At 53.7% G+C, this 17232-nt stretch carries 15 protein-coding genes and 1 pseudogene; 8 read left to right on the top strand and 8 right to left on the bottom strand.

Annotated elements, in window-relative coordinates; genetic code table 11:
* Nucleotides 1-105 precede the first annotated feature (105 nt).
* On the bottom strand, nt 106-294 hold the full coding sequence (locus M8014_RS20645) for a hypothetical protein (RefSeq protein ID WP_271284241.1): 189 nt from the start codon (nt 292-294) through the stop codon (nt 106-108).
* Nucleotides 295-632: 338 nt separating this feature from the next.
* Between M8014_RS20645 and M8014_RS20640 the strand changes: the two genes are divergently transcribed.
* Both M8014_RS20640 and hslJ read left to right on the top strand, forming a co-directional pair.
* Entirely contained in the window at nt 633-1622 is a 990-nt protein-coding gene (locus M8014_RS20640; protein WP_271284240.1) for a 2-hydroxyacid dehydrogenase, read from the top strand.
* A gap of 133 nt (nt 1623-1755) precedes the next feature.
* Nucleotides 1756-2172, top strand: a complete 417-nt coding sequence (gene hslJ, locus M8014_RS20635) for a heat shock protein HslJ (RefSeq protein WP_271284239.1) — start codon at nt 1756-1758, stop codon at nt 2170-2172.
* Here hslJ and M8014_RS20630 read toward each other — a convergent pair whose 3' ends face one another.
* Entirely contained in the window at nt 2173-2439 is a 267-nt protein-coding gene (locus tag M8014_RS20630) for a putative hemolysin (RefSeq protein ID WP_271284238.1), read from the bottom strand.
* Nucleotides 2440-2706: 267 nt separating this feature from the next.
* Between M8014_RS20630 and nifJ the strand changes: the two genes are divergently transcribed.
* The 4 genes from nifJ (at nt 2707) to M8014_RS20610 (ending at nt 8307) form a co-directional block, all read left to right on the top strand.
* The gene (nifJ, locus tag M8014_RS20625) at nt 2707-6231 is read left to right on the top strand and encodes a pyruvate:ferredoxin (flavodoxin) oxidoreductase (RefSeq protein WP_271284237.1); all 3525 of its coding nucleotides are present in this window, start codon (nt 2707-2709) and stop codon (nt 6229-6231) included.
* A gap of 406 nt (nt 6232-6637) precedes the next feature.
* Complete coding sequence (gene ompC / locus M8014_RS20620; RefSeq protein WP_271284236.1) at nt 6638-7747, top strand: porin OmpC; 1110 nt, start codon at nt 6638-6640, stop codon at nt 7745-7747.
* Nucleotides 7748-7947: 200 nt separating this feature from the next.
* Nucleotides 7948-8160: a KTSC domain-containing protein gene (locus M8014_RS20615; RefSeq protein WP_271284235.1), complete on the top strand. Its 213-nt coding sequence runs from the start codon at nt 7948-7950 to the stop codon at nt 8158-8160.
* A gap of 21 nt (nt 8161-8181) precedes the next feature.
* Nucleotides 8182-8307: a hypothetical protein gene (locus M8014_RS20610; protein ID WP_271284234.1), complete on the top strand. Its 126-nt coding sequence runs from the start codon at nt 8182-8184 to the stop codon at nt 8305-8307.
* On the opposite strand, the gene M8014_RS20605 is transcribed toward M8014_RS20610, so the two are convergent.
* Entirely contained in the window at nt 8304-8639 is a 336-nt protein-coding gene (locus M8014_RS20605; RefSeq protein WP_271284294.1) for a hypothetical protein, read from the bottom strand. The genes M8014_RS20610 and M8014_RS20605 overlap by 4 nt on opposite strands.
* A 45-nt stretch (nt 8640-8684) precedes the next feature.
* On the bottom strand, nt 8685-9191 hold the full coding sequence (locus tag M8014_RS20600; protein WP_271284233.1) for a hypothetical protein: 507 nt from the start codon (nt 9189-9191) through the stop codon (nt 8685-8687).
* 305 nt (nt 9192-9496) lie between these two features.
* Between M8014_RS20600 and ttcA the strand changes: the two genes are divergently transcribed.
* Nucleotides 9497-10432 carry a tRNA 2-thiocytidine(32) synthetase TtcA gene (ttcA, locus tag M8014_RS20595; RefSeq protein ID WP_271284232.1) on the top strand — a complete coding sequence of 312 codons (936 nt, stop codon included), beginning with the start codon at nt 9497-9499 and terminating at the stop codon, nt 10430-10432.
* Between the two features lie 45 nt (nt 10433-10477).
* Here the strand turns inward: ttcA and dbpA are convergent, their stop codons facing one another.
* The 4 genes from dbpA to M8014_RS20575 form a co-directional block, all read right to left on the bottom strand.
* Nucleotides 10478-11851: an ATP-dependent RNA helicase DbpA gene (gene dbpA, locus M8014_RS20590; RefSeq protein ID WP_271284231.1), complete on the bottom strand. Its 1374-nt coding sequence runs from the start codon at nt 11849-11851 to the stop codon at nt 10478-10480.
* Nucleotides 11852-11879: 28 nt separating this feature from the next.
* On the bottom strand, nt 11880-12062 hold the full coding sequence (gene ynaL / locus M8014_RS20585) for a proline-rich small protein YnaL (RefSeq protein WP_438676084.1): 183 nt from the start codon (nt 12060-12062) through the stop codon (nt 11880-11882).
* 276 nt (nt 12063-12338) lie between these two features.
* Entirely contained in the window at nt 12339-13322 is a 984-nt protein-coding gene (gene zntB, locus M8014_RS20580; protein WP_271284230.1) for a zinc transporter ZntB, read from the bottom strand.
* A gap of 153 nt (nt 13323-13475) precedes the next feature.
* Nucleotides 13476-14606: a methyl-accepting chemotaxis protein gene (locus M8014_RS20575; protein ID WP_271284229.1), complete on the bottom strand. Its 1131-nt coding sequence runs from the start codon at nt 14604-14606 to the stop codon at nt 13476-13478.
* 441 nt (nt 14607-15047) lie between these two features.
* On the opposite strand from M8014_RS20575, the pseudogene M8014_RS20570 reads away from it, so the two are divergent.
* A pseudogene (locus M8014_RS20570) lies at nt 15048-17146 on the top strand (putative bifunctional diguanylate cyclase/phosphodiesterase).
* Nucleotides 17147-17232 lie beyond the last annotated feature (86 nt).

The following is a 17232-nucleotide window of genomic DNA, read 5'->3' as shown; positions in this document are numbered from 1 at the left end:
CGATAACGCGGTCTGCTCGCGTTTTGCTGGCCTTATCGTCAGTAGATGGGGGGCAATCACAGCCATAAAAAAACCGCCTGAATGAAGGCGGTTTATTAATCGTATCTAAAGCGGTCTTCTGATCCCATCTGGGTCATCAGGATCCAGCGGGTCATTCACATCAGGGATATCTTCCCCGGGAAGCGGGTCGACGTCACCAGGAACAGGATCGTTTACACCAGGAAGCGGGTCGCCGGCACCCGGCAATGGGGAATCATCAGGAACAGGATCAATATAATCTGGACGATCAGCCATAAAGCCTCCGTCAAATTTCGGTTGTTAATGCAGCACATCGCCACCCTAAAACTATAAGTTATGCTTATGTTTATATCGAGCGGAGCGGTTGAGTATTCACTTCAGGCTGCTGTTTTTTATAAGGTTATAGCGCGCACGCTGGAAAGCACAGCGGATCGTCCCTTCTGGTGACGGGATCGCGCGGCCGATGAAAGCGCTTCAGTTTGATGATCATAGAGTTATTGCCCGGAGATGATGTAAAATCATTATCAGAACTTATTGAAATCAATAATATTTTAAGAATTGTAAGATTATTTTAATCATGCTAACGTAGTTCCAAAATCACTGGAGAAAGTCTCATGAAACTCGCGATTTATAGCACAAAGCAGTACGACAAAAAGTATCTGCAACATGTTAACGAGGAGTATGGCTTCGAACTTGAATTTTTCGACTTTCTGCTGAACGAAAAAACGGCGAAAACCGCGCACGGCTGTGAAGCGGTCTGTATTTTCGTTAATGACGACGGCAGCCGTCCAGTGCTGGAAGAGCTGAAAAAGCATGGTGTTAAGTATATTGCGCTGCGCTGCGCGGGCTTTAACAACGTGGATCTGGATGCGGCGAAAGAGCTGGGTCTGAAAGTGGTTCGCGTCCCGGCCTACTCGCCTGAAGCGGTAGCCGAACATGCTGTCGGCATGATGATGTCCTTAAACCGACGCATTCACCGTGCTTACCAACGTACCCGTGATGCCAACTTCTCGCTGGAAGGCCTGACCGGTTTTACGATGTATGGCAAAACCGCCGGGGTGATCGGCACCGGTAAAATTGGCGTGGCAACGCTGCGTATTCTGAAAGGTTTCGGTATGCACCTGCTGGCCTCCGACCCCTACCCAAGTGCGGCAGCGCTGGAGCTGGGCGTGGAGTATGTGGATCTGCCGACCCTGTTCGCCCAGTCCGACGTGATCTCCCTGCACTGCCCGCTGATGGCAGACAACTACCATCTGCTGAACGACGCCGCCTTTGCGCAGATGAAGGACGGGGTGATGATCATCAATACCAGCCGCGGGGGATTGATTGATTCTCAAGCCGCGATTGAAGCGCTGAAAACGCAAAAAATCGGCGCGCTGGGAATGGACGTTTATGAGAACGAACGTGACCTGTTCTTTGAAGATAAGTCTAACGATGTGATCCAGGATGACGTGTTCCGCCGTCTGTCCGCCTGCCACAACGTGCTGTTTACCGGCCACCAGGCGTTTTTGACCGCCGAGGCGCTGATCAGCATTTCAGAAACCACGCTCGGTAATCTGCGCCAGCTGGAAAACGGCGAAGCCAGCCCGAACGAACTGGCCTGATTTATCACCAGGCTCTCTTCGCACGGAGAGAGCCTTTTCGCTCCCCATTTTCAGATTTTCCTGCAAGACAAAATCCTTCCCGGCCATAAACTATGCTGTAGCTATTTGTGAAGTGAATACATTGAGAAGAAACATGAAGACGCTCGTTGCAGTAACGATCCTGAGCATGGCGCTGGCTGGCTGTGTAAATCCGGGGAAAGCCTCTGTGCAGGAAGAACAACTTCAGAAGCATCGTTTTGTTCTGGAGAATATTAACGGCAAAGCCGTCACTCCGGGGATGACGCCTGCACCTGAGATTGCCTTCGGGGAAGACATGGCCATCTCAGGCGTAATGTGCAACCGCTTTAGCGGTCAGGGCAAGCTGTCTGACGGGGAGCTAAAGGTCAAAGCGCTCGCCATGACGCGTAAACTCTGCGCCGAGCCGGAGTTGAACGAACTGGATCACGCCATTGGCACCATGCTGCGCAACGGTACACAGGTTGATTTGACCGAAGATCAGCTCACGCTGGCCACCGCCGACACCACGATGGTGTTTAAACGCGCAGAGTAATCAGTAGTTCCCGCAGGATCCGACGGCAAGCGACTGCTCACTGCAACGTTTGCCGTTTGGCAGCGCGCACATGCCGATGGCTGAGCCATCCAGCTGACGCGCAACGGACATTGAGCCGCCAATCATGGCGCAGTTAGCTTGTCCGGAGTTGGACATCGCCGCTCTCATTCCCGGCGCGACGTGCGCGGCGGTGGCCTGCTGAACAGGTTCATTACTACAGGCCGACAGTAACAAAGCGGCACACCCAATCCAAAATCCTGCGCGCATAATCTCTCCCCACATTAAATTGCGAAACCTATGCATAATAGGCATCCCGCCCCTTGCCGTCGAGAGCGACGCTGCGTTTTTCTGCGCTGTCAAAACAAATAGCGCCTGATTTCAGGCAAAAGTTTGATCAAACCCGTGATGGCGTGAATGCGCAGGACACAAAAGCGAAAATCGAAAAAGCCCGCCTTTGCTAAAATATAAAGATAACTACAGGATCCGTCGTTGTATCACGGGTCCCTTTTTCTTTGCGCAATGTAAGGGTGTCATATGCAAACTATTGACGGGAATGGCGCAGTCGCGTCCGTCGCGTTCCGCGCCAGTGAAGTCATCGCCATCTACCCGATTACCCCGAGTTCAGCCATGGCGGAACAGGCTGACGCCTGGGCGGGCAATGGGCTGAAAAACGTCTGGGGCGATGTCCCACGCGTGGTCGAAATGCAGTCCGAAGCCGGTGCGATTGCCACCGTCCACGGGGCGCTGCAAACCGGGGCCCTGTCGACGTCGTTTACCTCGTCCCAGGGGCTGCTGTTGATGATCCCAACGCTGTACAAGCTGGCGGGTCAGCTCACCCCCTTTGTACTGCACGTTGCGGCACGCACCATCGCCACCCACGCCCTGTCGATTTTTGGCGATCACTCTGACGTCATGGCCGTCCGCCAGACCGGCTGCGCGATGCTCTGCGCCAGCAGCGTGCAGGAGGCACAGGATTTTGCGCTGATCTCGCATATGGCCACGCTGAATAGCCGCGTGCCGTTTATCCATTTCTTCGACGGTTTTCGCACTTCCCATGAAATTAACAAAATCGTGCCGCTGTCTGACAACACGATTATGAAGCTGCTTCCGCAGGCGGAAATTGATGCACACCGCGCCCGCGCGCTGAATCCGGAACATCCGGTGATCCGCGGCACCTCCGCCAATCCGGATACCTATTTCCAGTCCCGCGAGGCCACCAACCCGTGGTACAACGCCGTTTATGACCACGTCGACCAGGCGATGGCGGACTTTGCCGCCGAAACCGGGCGTGAGTACAAACCGTTTGAGTTTTACGGCCATCCGCAGGCCGAGCGCGTTATCGTGATCATGGGGTCTGCCATCGGTACCTGTGAAGAGGTTGTGGACGAGCTGCTGAGCCGGGGCGAAAAGGTCGGCGTGCTTAAAGTGCGACTCTATCGCCCGTTCTCGGCCCGACATCTGCTGTCGGTGCTGCCGGAAAGCGCACGTACCGTCGCCGTACTGGATCGTACCAAAGAGCCTGGCGCGCATGCCGAACCGCTTTATCTGGACGTGATGACCGCCCTGGCCGAAGCCTTTAACAGCGGCGAGCGCGAGACGCTGCCGCGAGTGATTGGCGGGCGTTACGGTCTGTCGTCGAAGGAGTTTGGACCGGACTGCGTGCTGGCCATCTTCAACGAGCTCAGCGCCGCAAAACCTAAACCGCGCTTTACCGTCGGTATTTATGACGATGTGACCAATCTCTCTCTGTCGTTACCGGAAAACACCCTGCCGTCGAAAGCTAAGCTCGAAGCGCTGTTCTACGGGCTGGGCAGCGACGGCAGCGTGTCGGCCACCAAAAACAACATCAAAATTATCGGTAACTCGACGCCGTGGTATGCGCAGGGTTATTTCGTCTATGACTCGAAAAAAGCCGGCGGCCTGACCGTGTCTCACCTGCGCGTCAGCGAACAACCGATCCGCTCAGCGTACCTGATTTCGCAGGCTGATTTCGTTGGCTGCCACCAGCTGCAGTTTATCGACAAATATCAGATGGCCGAGCGCCTGAAACCGGGCGGTATTTTCCTGCTGAACACCCCGTACAGCGCCGACGAAGTCTGGGCCCGACTGCCGCAGGAAGTGCAGGCGGTGCTGAACCAGAAAAAAGCGAAGCTCTTCGTGGTCAACGCGGCGAAAATCGCCCGCGAGTGCGGCCTGGCGGCACGTATCAACACCGTCATGCAGATGGCGTTTTTCCACCTGACGAAGATCCTGCCGGGGGACAGCGCCCTGATGGAGCTGCAGGGCGCGATCGCCAAAAGCTACAGCAGCAAAGGGCAGGAGCTGGTTGAACGTAACTGGCAGGCGCTGGCGCTGGCTCGCGAGTCGCTGGCCGAAGTGCCACTCCAGCCGGTAAATGCGCACAGCCCGAACCGTCCGCCGGTGGTCTCCGACGCCGCACCCGATTTTGTCAAAACCGTTACTGCCGCCATGCTGGCCGGACTGGGCGATGCCCTGCCCGTCTCCGCCCTGCCGCCGGACGGCACCTGGCCAATGGGTACCACCCGCTGGGAAAAACGCAACATCGCCGAAGCCATCCCGATCTGGAAAGAGGAGCTGTGTACCCAGTGTAACCACTGCGTGGCGGCCTGCCCGCACTCTGCGATTCGCGCTAAAGTGGTTTCCCCGGAGGCCATGGAAAACGCGCCAGCCAGCTTGCACTCGCTGGATGTGAAATCCCGCGATATGCGCGGACAGAAATATGTTCTGCAGGTCGCGCCGGAAGACTGCACCGGCTGTAACCTGTGCGTGGAAGTGTGCCCGGCTAAAGACAGGCAGAACCCGGAAATCAAGGCCATCAATATGATGTCGCGCCTTGAGCATGTGGAAGAGGAGAAAGTGAATTACGACTTCTTCCTCGACCTGCCGGAAATCGATCGCAATGCCCTTGAGCGTATCGATATCCGTACTTCGCAGCTGATCACCCCGCTGTTTGAATACTCTGGTGCCTGTTCCGGCTGCGGTGAAACGCCGTACATCAAGCTGCTGACCCAGCTGTACGGTGACCGAATGTTGATCGCTAACGCCACCGGCTGTTCGTCGATTTATGGCGGTAACCTGCCCTCGACGCCGTACACCACCGACGCTAACGGTCGCGGTCCGGCGTGGGCAAACTCCTTGTTCGAAGATAACGCTGAATTTGGCCTGGGCTTCCGCCTGACGGTCGATCAGCACCGCGTGCGCGTGATGCGTCTGCTGGCACAGTTTGCGGACCAGATCCCGGCCGGGTTAAACGAGGCCCTGCACAGCGAAGCCACACCGGACGTGCGTCGCCAGCAGGTGGCGGAGCTGCGTCAGGCGCTGGCGGACGTCGAAGGCGCACAGCAGCTGTTAACCGATGCTGATGCGCTGGTCGAGAAATCGATCTGGCTGATTGGTGGTGACGGTTGGGCCTATGACATCGGCTTTGGCGGCCTGGACCACGTCCTCAGCCTGACCGAGAACGTGAACATTCTGGTGCTGGATACCCAGTGTTATTCCAACACCGGTGGCCAGGCATCGAAAGCGACGCCGCTGGGCGCGGTGACCAAGTTCGGCGAGCACGGTAAACGCAAATCGCGCAAAGATTTGGGCGTCAGCATGATGATGTACGGCCATGTGTACGTGGCGCAGATTTCGCTGGGGGCACAGCTTAACCAGACCGTGAAAGCTATCCAGGAAGCGGAATCCTATCCGGGCCCGTCGCTGATCATCGCCTACAGCCCTTGCGAAGAGCATGGTTACGATCTGGCGCTCAGCCACGATCAGATGCGCCAGCTGACGGCAACCGGCTTCTGGCCGCTGTATCGCTTCGATCCGCGTCGCGCTGATGAAGGTAAACTGCCGCTGGCGCTGGACTCCCGTCCGCCGTCCGATGCGCTGGCGGAGACGCTGATGCAGGAGCAACGCTTCCGTCGTCTTAATGCCCAGCAGCCTGAGGTAGCGGAGCAGTTATGGAAAGATGCTGCTGCCGATCTGCAAAAACGCTACGACTTCCTGGCACAAATGGCCGGTAAAGCCGAAAAACCGGTCGGCGAATAACCCCTTCGCCCGGCGCATTATGCCCGGTCGTATATTTCTGCATAAAAAAAAGCCCAACGAAATAACGCTGGGCTGATCCTAAAAGAAATAAATAACAGGTTAATTTCTTAAAATGCATTTATTCAATAAATGGATAAGACGTCCTCAGGCATATAACGGGCCAGAGTTTACTGCGCTCATCGGGTAAAGAATAATTTTTATTTTATATAACTCAGCCCAACTCATTCATCAAACTTATGATCATTTCATTTGCAGCAAATTCTTTAGATTTCACTTAATTAGTAACAATTATACTTTATAAGGAGTAGCAGGTAGTGATTTAGCATGTGACATCTTTCCATCGCAGAAAGTTCAATGGAAAGTTTTAAACTTATTAACTATAAAAACAGCATAAGGAATAGTCACAATGCAAAGAAAAGTACTGGCTCTGATGATCCCAGCCCTGCTGATGGCGGGTGCAGTAAATGCCGCTGAAGTTTATAATAAAGACGGTAATAAATTAGATCTGTACGGCAAGGTTGATGGCCTGCACTATTTCTCTGACGACAGCGGCGCTGATGGCGATCAGACCTATGTGCGTCTGGGCTTTAAAGGCGAAACCCAGATTAACGACATGATGACCGGTTACGGCCAGTGGGAATATAACATCCAGGCTAACAACACCGAAGGTTCCGGTAACCAGTCCTGGACCCGCCTGGCATTTGCTGGCCTGAAATTCGACCAGTACGGTTCATTCGATTACGGTCGTAACTACGGCGTTCTGTACGACGTTGAAGGCTGGACCGATATGCTGCCAGAGTTCGGCGGCGACACCTATACCAAGGCTGACAACTTCATGACCGGCCGTGCGAACGGCGTGGCAACCTACCGTAATTCTGACTTCTATGGTCTGGTTGAGGGCCTGAACTTCGCATTGCAGTATCAGGGCAATAACGAAAGTGCCGGTAACGGTAACGAAGGCACCAACAACGGTCGCGGCGCACGCAATCAGAACGGCGACGGTTTTGGTATCTCCTCTACGTATGATTTCGGCATGGGCTTCAGTGCAGGTGCGGCATATACCTCTTCTGACCGTACTAACCAGCAGATAAATCAGACCACAGCGGGTGGCGATAAAGCCGATGCATGGACCACCGGCCTGAAATACGATGCCAATAATATCTACCTGGCGACCATGTATTCTGAAACCCGTAACATGACCCCGTACGGTGATAACGATGACGCGGTAGCGAATAAAACGCAGAACTTTGAAGTGACGGCACAGTACCAGTTCGACTTCGGTCTGCGTCCGGTTGTTTCTTACCTGCAGTCTAAAGGTAAAGACCTCGGCAACGGTCAAGGCGATCAGGATCTGGTTAAATATGCTGAAGTGGGCGCGGTTTACTACTTCAACAAAAATATGTCCACCTACGTTGATTATAAAATTAACCTGCTGGATGAAGACGATCAGTTCTACAAAGATAATGGCATCGGTACCGATGACATCGTCGCGCTCGGTCTGGTTTACCAGTTCTGATGATATTAGCCCGCGTAACGACGCGGGCTTTCTCTTTATATTGTTAAAATAGTTTGCTTATTTCCCCATCCACTTGCTGAATTTTTGTTCATATCCTTTCGCACTGACATGCCATCTTTTTCACACTTTTTGTTGCGCCACCCTGGCCATTTGATACAAGATAAATCTCATGTCTGCACTGCTGTAAAGGACCCGCTATTGTGATCCACCACGCTGTTAAATCTTCCCGTATCGCCTCTATTGCTTACGATAAATGTAGCGAGACGCTTGAGATCCGCTTTCGCGATCGGAGCGCCTGGCAATATCAGAGCGTCCCGGTACGGATTTTTAACGATTTTTTGAACGTGGTTTCTAAGGGGCGCTTCTATGACGGGGTGGTTAAAGGCAAATTTAAAGAAACCAAAATTGCCTGAAATATCCTTAGGATGCCTGGTATGTTTAATCACATTGCGTTGGCCGCGCTGACCTTACTCACCTGCCTGTGGTTTGCGCTCATTTTCGATGTTGCCAATATTGTCGGTCATCTCGGTGAAGCCCTTCTTATTCTTGATAACGATTAATCATCTGCGCTGCTAAGCGCGCGATAAGTCGCGATTCTCTTCTGAGCGCGAACCAGCAAAAAAAGGATGATGCAGGCGGCGACCGGCACCAGCCAGTCCAGCAGACTGCTTATATTCCATACCCGGTAATCAAAACCACCGTACCACGGCATGTTAGCGCGCTTACCGTGGCCAAACAGGGCGATCCAACGATACTCAGCCTGGGTGTGTTCCCTGGCGATGAACCAGATGCACCCTATCGCGCCGCCAATCGCCCATCTTCCGCGCGTGATACCAAATAAACACTGCAGTACAACAGCCGCGAGAGCATGCCCCAGCGGCGACAAATCGATCATGTCCTGTCCTTTTCCACCAAATCAAAACAGTATCGGTAAAACTCAGCGCTTATCCAACTGTTCGGCGCTCTTTTTAAGATAAGCCTCCTGAAACATTTTTTCCGAGTAGGTAAGCGTCATTTCTGTGGACAGATGGGGGGCGTCGAGCTCAATCACATCGTTATCATTTTCGTACCTGGCGTATTTATCCCCTACCACTGAGATGTTATGTTTTCGCACCGTGTATTTTTGCGACAGCATCTGGTGCATTTGGTCGAATTTATTCTTGTCGATATCAATGACTACAGCGGTCACTCTCCCCGCTTTATTGAAGATAACCGCATTGTTTTTGATCCCTTCCAGCACCAGCTCGTTTGTCGGGATTGAGTAGATATCCCCCTCGCTCCACTTGCTGCGCCCTTCATGCTGAGCCGACGGCCAGGCTTTCGTAAACTGATTGAGTGTGGTTTGCCCCAGGGTCAATCCTAACGCCGTGGTGTTCGCCTGTACTGATGAGAACCCGGCAAGCAGAACAACAACGCCAAACATCAAATGCCATCGCTTATTCATAGTTATCGCCTCAATGTGTCAATCCTGTTTGATTTCCTGGCACATTTAGTACCTGCCCCTGTTCAAGCGTACAGGCGACGTTGGCATTAACACATGAGCCTTTATAATGATTGCGCGATGAGGGCACCGTACTAGTTACTGAGTTTGCGCGGGTGTATGCCGGGGCAGATATAAAACGTGCTGACATTCATCGCCGTAATCCGTACCATACACGCCATACTTTTTCATGTTGACCTGCAGTCCCCCCGTCTGAACGCTGGGCGGCATGCACGGCGTTTGCCACGAACGAATTGAGCCATTATTAAATGTCGCAAAATCAAGATATTACCAAGAAAGACCAGTACAACCTTAACAAATTACAGAAGCGTCTGCGCCGCAACGTCGGCGAAGCCATTGCAGACTACAACATGATTGAAGAAGGCGACCGGATCATGGTTTGCCTGTCTGGTGGCAAAGACAGCTATACCCTGCTGGAGATCCTACGCAACCTGCAGCAAAGCGCGCCGATCAATTTTTCACTGGTTGCGGTCAACCTGGATCAAAAACAGCCCGGCTTCCCGGAACATATCCTGCCGGAATATCTGGAACAGCTGGGCGTTGAGTACAAAATTGTCGAAGAGAACACCTACGGCATCGTTAAAGAGAAGATCCCGGAAGGCAAAACCACCTGCTCGCTGTGCTCTCGCCTGCGTCGTGGCATTTTGTACCGCACGGCGACTGAACTGGGCGCGACCAAGATTGCCCTCGGTCACCACCGTGACGACATCTTACAGACGCTGTTCCTGAACATGTTCTACGGCGGTAAAATGAAAGGCATGCCGCCTAAGTTGATGAGCGACGACGGGAAGCATATCGTTATTCGTCCCCTCGCCTACTGCCGCGAAAAAGACATTGAGCGTTTTGCCGAAGCAAAAGGCTACCCGATCATTCCATGCAACCTGTGCGGTTCGCAGCCAAACCTGCAGCGTCAGGTGATTGGCGATATGCTGCGCGACTGGGATAAACGCTACCCGGGACGTATCGAGACCATGTTCAGCGCCATGCAGAACGTGGTGCCGTCGCACCTGAGCGATATTAATCTGTTTGATTTTAAAGGAATCAAGCACGGTTCTGCCGTCGTGGACGGTGGCGATCTGGCGTTTGACCGGGAAGATATCCCAATGCAGCCTGCGGGCTGGCAGCCGGAAGAAGACGACACTCAGCTGGATGAAATGCGTCTGAACGTAGTTGAAGTGAAGTAACTATCAGGCGTCTCAGAGGTCACTCTGAGACGCTTTCCCGCCCGCTTATTTCAGCAGACGCACTTTACAGCTTTTGCCTTTAATCTTGCCGTCCTGCAGCTGTTTCCACGCTTTTTTCGCCACCGACTGACGCACCGCCACATACACGTGCGCCGGATGTACGGCAATTTTGCCGATATCCGCACCGTCCAGCCCAATATCACCGGTCAGCGCACCCAGCACGTCGCCGGGACGCATTTTGGCTTTTTTGCCGCCGTCGATACACAGGGTTACCATCTCCGCGGCCAGCGGCACAATGCCAACGTTGGCAGGCGCCTCTACCCAATTGAGTTTGATCTGCAGCATTTCAGCCAGAATGTTGGCGCGCTGCGCCTCTTCCGGGGCACAGAAGCTGATCGCCAGGCCGCTGTTGCCCGCACGCGCGGTACGCCCGATGCGGTGAACGTGAACCTCCGGATCCCAGGCCAGCTCGAAGTTAACCACCAGCTCCAGCGATTTGATGTCCAGGCCGCGGGCCGCAACATCAGTGGCAACCAGCACGCGGGCGCTGCCGTTGGCAAAACGCACCAGAGTCTGGTCACGATCGCGCTGCTCCAGATCGCCATGCAGGGACAGCACGCTCTGACCGGCTTCCGTCAGGGCATCGCATACTGCCTGGCAATCTTTCTTGGTATTACAGAACACCACGCAGGAGGCGGGCTGGTGCAGGCTGAGTAATTTTTGCAGCAGCGGGATTTTTCCGCGCTGGGTGGTATCAAAAAATTGCTGCTCAATCGCGGGCAGTGCATCCACGGAGTCGATTTCAATCGCCAGTGGATTTTGCTGCACACGCCCGCTGATGGCGGCAATCGCCTCCGGCCAGGTCGCGGAGAAGAGCAAAGTTTGACGTGATGGAGGGGCAAAACGGGTCACTTCATCGATGGCGTCGCTAAAGCCCATATCCAGCATGCGGTCCGCTTCGTCCAGCACCAGTGTCTGCAGCGCATCAAGCGACACCGTACCCTTCTGCAGGTGATCGAGCAAACGGCCCGGCGTGGCGACAATAATGTGCGGCGCGTGCTGGAGTGAATCACGCTGTGCGCCAAACGGTTGTCCGCCGCACAGGGTTAAAATTTTGGTATTTGGCAGGAAACGCGCCAGACGGCGTAACTCTCCCGCCACCTGTTCGGCCAGCTCGCGCGTCGGACACAGCACCAGCGACTGCGTCTGATACAGGGTGGCATCAATCTGCTGTAACAGCCCAAGACCAAATGCCGCCGTTTTACCACTGCCGGTTTTTGCCTGCACACGGACGTCGCGTCCTTCAAGGATCGCAGGCAGTGCGGCGGCTTGCACAGGGGTCATCGTCAGGTAACCCAACTCGTTAAGGTTATCGAGTTGGGCGGCAGGCAGTACATTCAGCGTTGAAAAAGCAGTCACAGTTATTCTCGCGGTAAAAGGCTCACAGTCAGCAGGCGCGTATCCTCGCAGATCTCCGCCTCTGATGCGACATTTTAATCGGGACTTCGTCGGGCGGCGGATCGGGCATCGGCTGTGGACGCGGAGCCGGTTCAGGAATGGGCATCGGGTCGGTCGGGACCGGATCCGATTGCCGCGTGTGTTGCAGCAGCAGTGATAATAACATCGACATATTCCCCTCCAGACAATCTGGGTTGACTCTTTTAGGGTAGTCGCTGCTGAGTCGCAGGCAAAAAAAAGCCGACTTTTTTAAGTCGGCGTCGTACGAATCAATTTTGCTATGCAGTAATTCAAAAAAGGAAGTAAGACAATATGGAGCGCAACGCCCATCGCTTGACGTTGCATTCACCTGCGGGAGTGATAGTGCACCTTGTGGGTAAACGGTTTATTGACTTCGCTCAATTAAAATGGCGTTTTAAGATATTCAGAAAGTCCTAAGCGTATAAATTTACAACCATTTACTGCGATGCAACCACCACGCAACACCCCCAATCAAAACCACTAACATGATACAAAACAGCGAGAAGCCAAAGCGGAACTCTCCACCGGGGATGCCCCCAAGATTCACGCCGAACAGGCCGGTTAAGAAGGTACTGGGTAAAAAGACCATCGCCATCAGCGACATGGTATAGGTGCGCCGGGAGAGCGATTCTTGCATCACCTGCGCGATTTCATCGGTGAGAACCGCCGTGCGGGCAATACTGGCGTCAATCTCATCAAGACCTCGCCCCAGCCTGTCGGCGATATCCTGCATCAGGCGGCGCTGATCGTCACTCATCCAGCTGAGCCGCTCGCTGGCCAGGCGGGCATAGACATCGCGCTGGGGGGCCATATAGCGACGCATCACGATCAGCTGTTTGCGCAGCAGCGCCAGGAATCCGCGAGGCGGGATAACCTGATCGATCAGGTTATCTTCCAGGTCAATGATCTTATCGTGCAGTTCTTCGATAAATTCGCTGGCGTGATCGGTCAGCGCATCACAGACATCCACCAGCCAGCCACCGCAATCCTGCGGACCGCTGCCCTCTCTTAAATCGCCGACCACATCATCAAGCGCCAGCACTTTGCGCTGACGGGTGGAGACAATCAGGCGCTCATCCATATAGAGGCGCATCGCCACCAGTTGATCCGGCCTTTCATCGGTGCTGCCATTTATACAGCGCAGAGTGATTAAGGTGCCTTCGCCCATCCGGGTGACCCGGGGGCGCAGACTTTCCCCGGCCAGCGCGTCGCGCACGTTATTAGGTAACAGCGGCGTGGTAGCCAGCCAGTGTGCGCTCTCCGGGTGGGTATAATTAAGATGCAGCCAGCAGGGATGCTGCTGATCGATAATATCGTCGTTTGTCAGCGGTCTGGCTCCGCCTTTGCCATCGAATAACCACGCAAAAACCGCGTCAGGAACGTTAACTTCCGATCCTTTTATGCCTTCCACAGCGCCTCCACCATTCGCAAATCATTGTTGTCAGTCTAGCTACCCTGAGACGTTAATCAACAATTTACCCCGGCATCGCGCTGAATTCGTTCATAAAAGAGAGTAATCCTGAATCTGCAGAGACAAAAAAGCCTGGCGAACCAGGCTGTTTTATCAGAAGACGTGTTCCGCTCGCGTTTGATAACTCAACGGCTGGGCGGCGCCTCCCGGTTCCAGATGGAAGTTGCGGGTGCGGGTCTGGAGTTCGACGACCTGGCTTTTCAGCACCGCTGACGACCCGGAAAGCTCTTCCACCATCACCACGTTGCTCTGGGTAATCTGCTCCAGATCGTTCAGCGCCACGGTGATTTGCGCAATGCCCTTCTCCTGCTCGTGCGTTGAGGTGGAGATTTCGTCCATCAGCTTGCTGACCTGCCCGGAACCGTTGACGATCTCATGCATATTTTTCTCAGCTTCTGCCACCACCGTCGCCCCCTGGCTGACGTTGCTGCTGGTGACGTCGATCAGGGATTTGATGTTTTTGGCCGCTTCCGCGCTGCGGTGCGCCAGGCTGCGCACTTCACCCGCAACAACCGAGAAGCCTTTACCGTGATCGCCTGCGCGCGCTGCTTCAACGGCGGCATTCAGCGCCAGGATATTGGTCTGGAACGCGATGCCATCAATCAGGGAGATGATTTCGGTCATCTGTTGGGCACATTCGGTAATCGAGTGCATGTTGTTGGCCACCTGTCCCATCAACGCGCCCCCTTTTTTCGCCTGCTGGGTAGCCAGATTCGCCCGTTCGTTGGCAAGTCGGGTGTTGTCGGCGGTATTTTTGGTGGTGGCCGCCATCTGTTCCATGCTGGCGGAGGTCTGGATCAGGGAGGCTGACTGCAATTCCGTCTTGGCCGACAGCGCCGTGCTGCGGGCAGCAAGTTGTTCAGAAAGGGTCATCGCCGTCTGGGACGACGAACGGATCTCGCGCACCAGGGTCGCAAGGTTGTCCGACAGCGTGTTGATACCGGGGATCAGCCTGCCCGCACAGTTGTTTCCGAATTCAGGAATGGTGACGCCCAGATTGCCGGAGACCACCTCTTCAATACTTTTTTTCACCGTATTGATCGGCCGCACCAGATATTGAGTCATGTAAAACTGCAGGAAAAGAAAGGCAACGACAAAAATAACATTAAGTGCAATTAACAGTGATGTTCGCTGTGCTAAAAAGAGAACCAGACCTTCGATTAATAAAAACACAACCACCAGATAACTCAGAATAAAAGTCCTTACGCTAATGTTTCTAAGCATAATAGATCCTGCAACACGCTTTCTTAGTAGGTATAAAACTTATAGCACCCGGCATTTATTTTTTCACCTTCATTTCGTATAGGTATTTTCTTTGCGGTTAAGCGCGAAGAGTTTGCCTTAAGGTGGGATTTGACTCCGCGATAGCGAAAACCATCATCATGAGATACTGCTTAACGCTGTTTACTGAATGCAACCGGGTAAATATCGATTAAGACACTCATTAATTAATCTTAACTTAAGCGGTAGACGGCATCCTGCTCCTGATTATTAAGTGTGGCTAAACCCTATAATATTGAATATATTCTTGGCGTTCCACGTAAAAAACACTTAATGTTTTCTCGGCATTAATCCGATAAAGCCTGAAATAAAGAATAGCGTTTTACGGCGTGGTCCCTGGCGGGCGCCTGTCTATCTCTCTGAATGTTAAGCGTGAGAATGCTGATGATGTACATTTCCTGGGACCCTGTTCTGATAGGAATTTCGTATCTGGTGGCCTTTATTGCCTCTTTTGTCGCGCTGGACAGCGCCGGCAAAGTACTGCTCGCCGGGAAAAATACGTCCCTGTTCTGGCGTTTCGCCGGCGGGATTACCCTGGGGGTGGGGATCTGGTCAATGCATTTTATCGGCATGCTGGCGATGCGCATGCCGGTGATGATGAGCTACGACCTTGGGCTGACCCTGTTCTCATTTGCCATCTCGCTGGTCGCCACCACGCTTGCCATTAATATTGCCGTGTCAGGCAGTTCGCTGTCGGTTGCGCGCCTGTTACTGGCGACCGCGATCCTCAGTACAGGGGTGGTATCGATGCATTACGTCGGTATGTCCGCCCTGATGAGCCACAGCGATATCCACTGGAACCCCGCCATTGTTCTGCTTTCAGTTTTTATTTCGATCGTCGCCTCGGGTGTCGGTCTGTGGCTGGCCTTTCATCTGCGGCAAAATCATAAAGGTGCGGTGATGAACCGGATTGTTGCCGCGCTGGTGATGGGAGCGGCGGTCTGCGCCATGCATTATACCGGCATGGCGGCGGCTAACTTTCATTCGGGTCAGCACGCGATGGCCGGGGGCGTTAGCGAAGCGGGGCTGTCGATTTGGGTCTCTGCCACCACGCTGGTGTTGCTCGGCATTATGCTGGTCATTTCCCTCGTCGATTCGCACACCCGCACCCACCGGCTGACCGTGAACCTGCGCCAGCTGAATAACCAGCTAGAGATCCAGGCGCGCTATGACGCCCTGACTGGCCTTGCCAATCGCCATCAGATGGACTCTCTGCTGCAGGATGGATTGCGTCAGGCCAGGGACGCGGGCAGCATGTACGCGCTTATCTTCCTCGATCTCGATCGCTTTAAGGCCGTGAATGACACCTGGGGACATTTTGTCGGGGACGAGCTGCTGATTAACGTCGTCCAGCGTATCAACGCCCACTTAACGCCTGAGATGACCCTCGCCCGGATGGGTGGCGACGAGTTTGCAGTGCTGGGTCCCAACAGCAGCACTGCCCAGGTCACTGAATTATGCACTGCCCTGGTCAGCGACATTGAGCACCCCTTTTACCTCTGCGGGCATACGCTGAATATCTCCCTGAGCGCGGGGGTCAGCTTCTATCCTGACCACGGACAGACGCTGCACGAGCTTAAGCTGAAAGCCGATACCGCGATGTATAACGTCAAAAATGATGGACGTAACGGCTGGGCCATTTACCACGTGGGGATGTCGCAGGCGCTCTCCGCCACGCCGGGACTGCTGCAGGATCTCTCCCTGGCGCTGGCACGCAGCCAGTTTGAAGTCTGGTATCAGCCCAAGTATTGCGCCCAGCGCAACGATAGCGCCACCCGGAACAGGGTATTTTACTGCCCGCCGCCTTTTTACCGGCGCTGGAAAAAACCGGTCTGATTATGCCAGTAGGCAACTGGGTGATTAACGAGGCCTGCCGCCAGCTGCAGATTTGGGATCAGGCCGGGCATTCCTGGACACTGGCGATCAATTTATCGCCCATCCAGTTTGAACAGCCCGATATATTCTTCGTGGTGACGGAAGCCTTACGAAAATACTCTCTGTCACCCACACGCCTGATCGTTGAAGTGACCGAAAGCTCCGCCCTTAAAAACCTCGACCGTAGCGTCCAGCTGCTCGATGAATTCAGCAAAGTGGGGATCACCGTTTCTATTGATGATTTCGACACTGGCTATTCAAACATGTTGATGTTAAATACGCTGCCGGCAAAAGAGTTAAAGATTGATAAAAGTTTTATTAAAAATATGAGTCACAGTGAAACCAGCGCCAAAGTCGTAGCGACCATCATCAACGTTGCCCGTAGTATGAATATGAATGTGGTAGCGGAAGGTATTGAAACACAAGAACAGCTGGCGCTATTAACCACTCTCGGCTGCAGCTACTTACAGGGCTTTTTATTTTCTCACCCGCTCCCCGCCGACCGAATTCACGTATTAACCGATCAAAAAACCGCAGAAAATAAAACTATTCCAGCTGGTAAAATTAATACGAATTTCCCGGCAATCTCACAAAAAAATCCTGCCTGAACGCATGAAGTAGAGTATGTTTCAGAGAAACCCACGCGAGCCTGAGCCGACGTGGACCTCTGGCACTTACACTGTGCCGATAAAAG

Origin of the sequence: Silvania hatchlandensis (assembly GCF_025564065.1) — a bacterium.
Taxonomy (GTDB): Bacteria; Pseudomonadota; Gammaproteobacteria; order Enterobacterales; family Enterobacteriaceae; genus Enterobacter; species Enterobacter hatchlandensis.
This window is presented reverse-complemented; position numbering and strand designations above follow the sequence as displayed.

What these genes read in the sequence shown, in the direction of transcription:
- ynaL (WP_438676084.1), bottom strand. Translation starts at nt 12,062, where the DNA reads ATGTCGATGTTATTATCACTGCTGCTGCAACACACGCGGCAATCGGAT.
- M8014_RS20610 (WP_271284234.1), top strand. Translation starts at nt 8,182, where the DNA reads ATGTTTAATCACATTGCGTTGGCCGCGCTGACCTTACTCACCTGCCTG.
- M8014_RS20600 (WP_271284233.1), bottom strand. Translation starts at nt 9,191, where the DNA reads ATGAATAAGCGATGGCATTTGATGTTTGGCGTTGTTGTTCTGCTTGCC.
- ttcA (WP_271284232.1), top strand. Translation starts at nt 9,497, where the DNA reads ATGTCGCAAAATCAAGATATTACCAAGAAAGACCAGTACAACCTTAAC.
- ompC (WP_271284236.1), top strand. Translation starts at nt 6,638, where the DNA reads ATGCAAAGAAAAGTACTGGCTCTGATGATCCCAGCCCTGCTGATGGCG.
- hslJ (WP_271284239.1), top strand. Translation starts at nt 1,756, where the DNA reads ATGAAGACGCTCGTTGCAGTAACGATCCTGAGCATGGCGCTGGCTGGC.
- M8014_RS20630 (WP_271284238.1), bottom strand. Translation starts at nt 2,439, where the DNA reads ATGCGCGCAGGATTTTGGATTGGGTGTGCCGCTTTGTTACTGTCGGCC.
- M8014_RS20645 (WP_271284241.1), bottom strand. Translation starts at nt 294, where the DNA reads ATGGCTGATCGTCCAGATTATATTGATCCTGTTCCTGATGATTCCCCA.
- M8014_RS20640 (WP_271284240.1), top strand. Translation starts at nt 633, where the DNA reads ATGAAACTCGCGATTTATAGCACAAAGCAGTACGACAAAAAGTATCTG.
- M8014_RS20575 (WP_271284229.1), bottom strand. Translation starts at nt 14,606, where the DNA reads ATGCTTAGAAACATTAGCGTAAGGACTTTTATTCTGAGTTATCTGGTG.
- nifJ (WP_271284237.1), top strand. Translation starts at nt 2,707, where the DNA reads ATGCAAACTATTGACGGGAATGGCGCAGTCGCGTCCGTCGCGTTCCGC.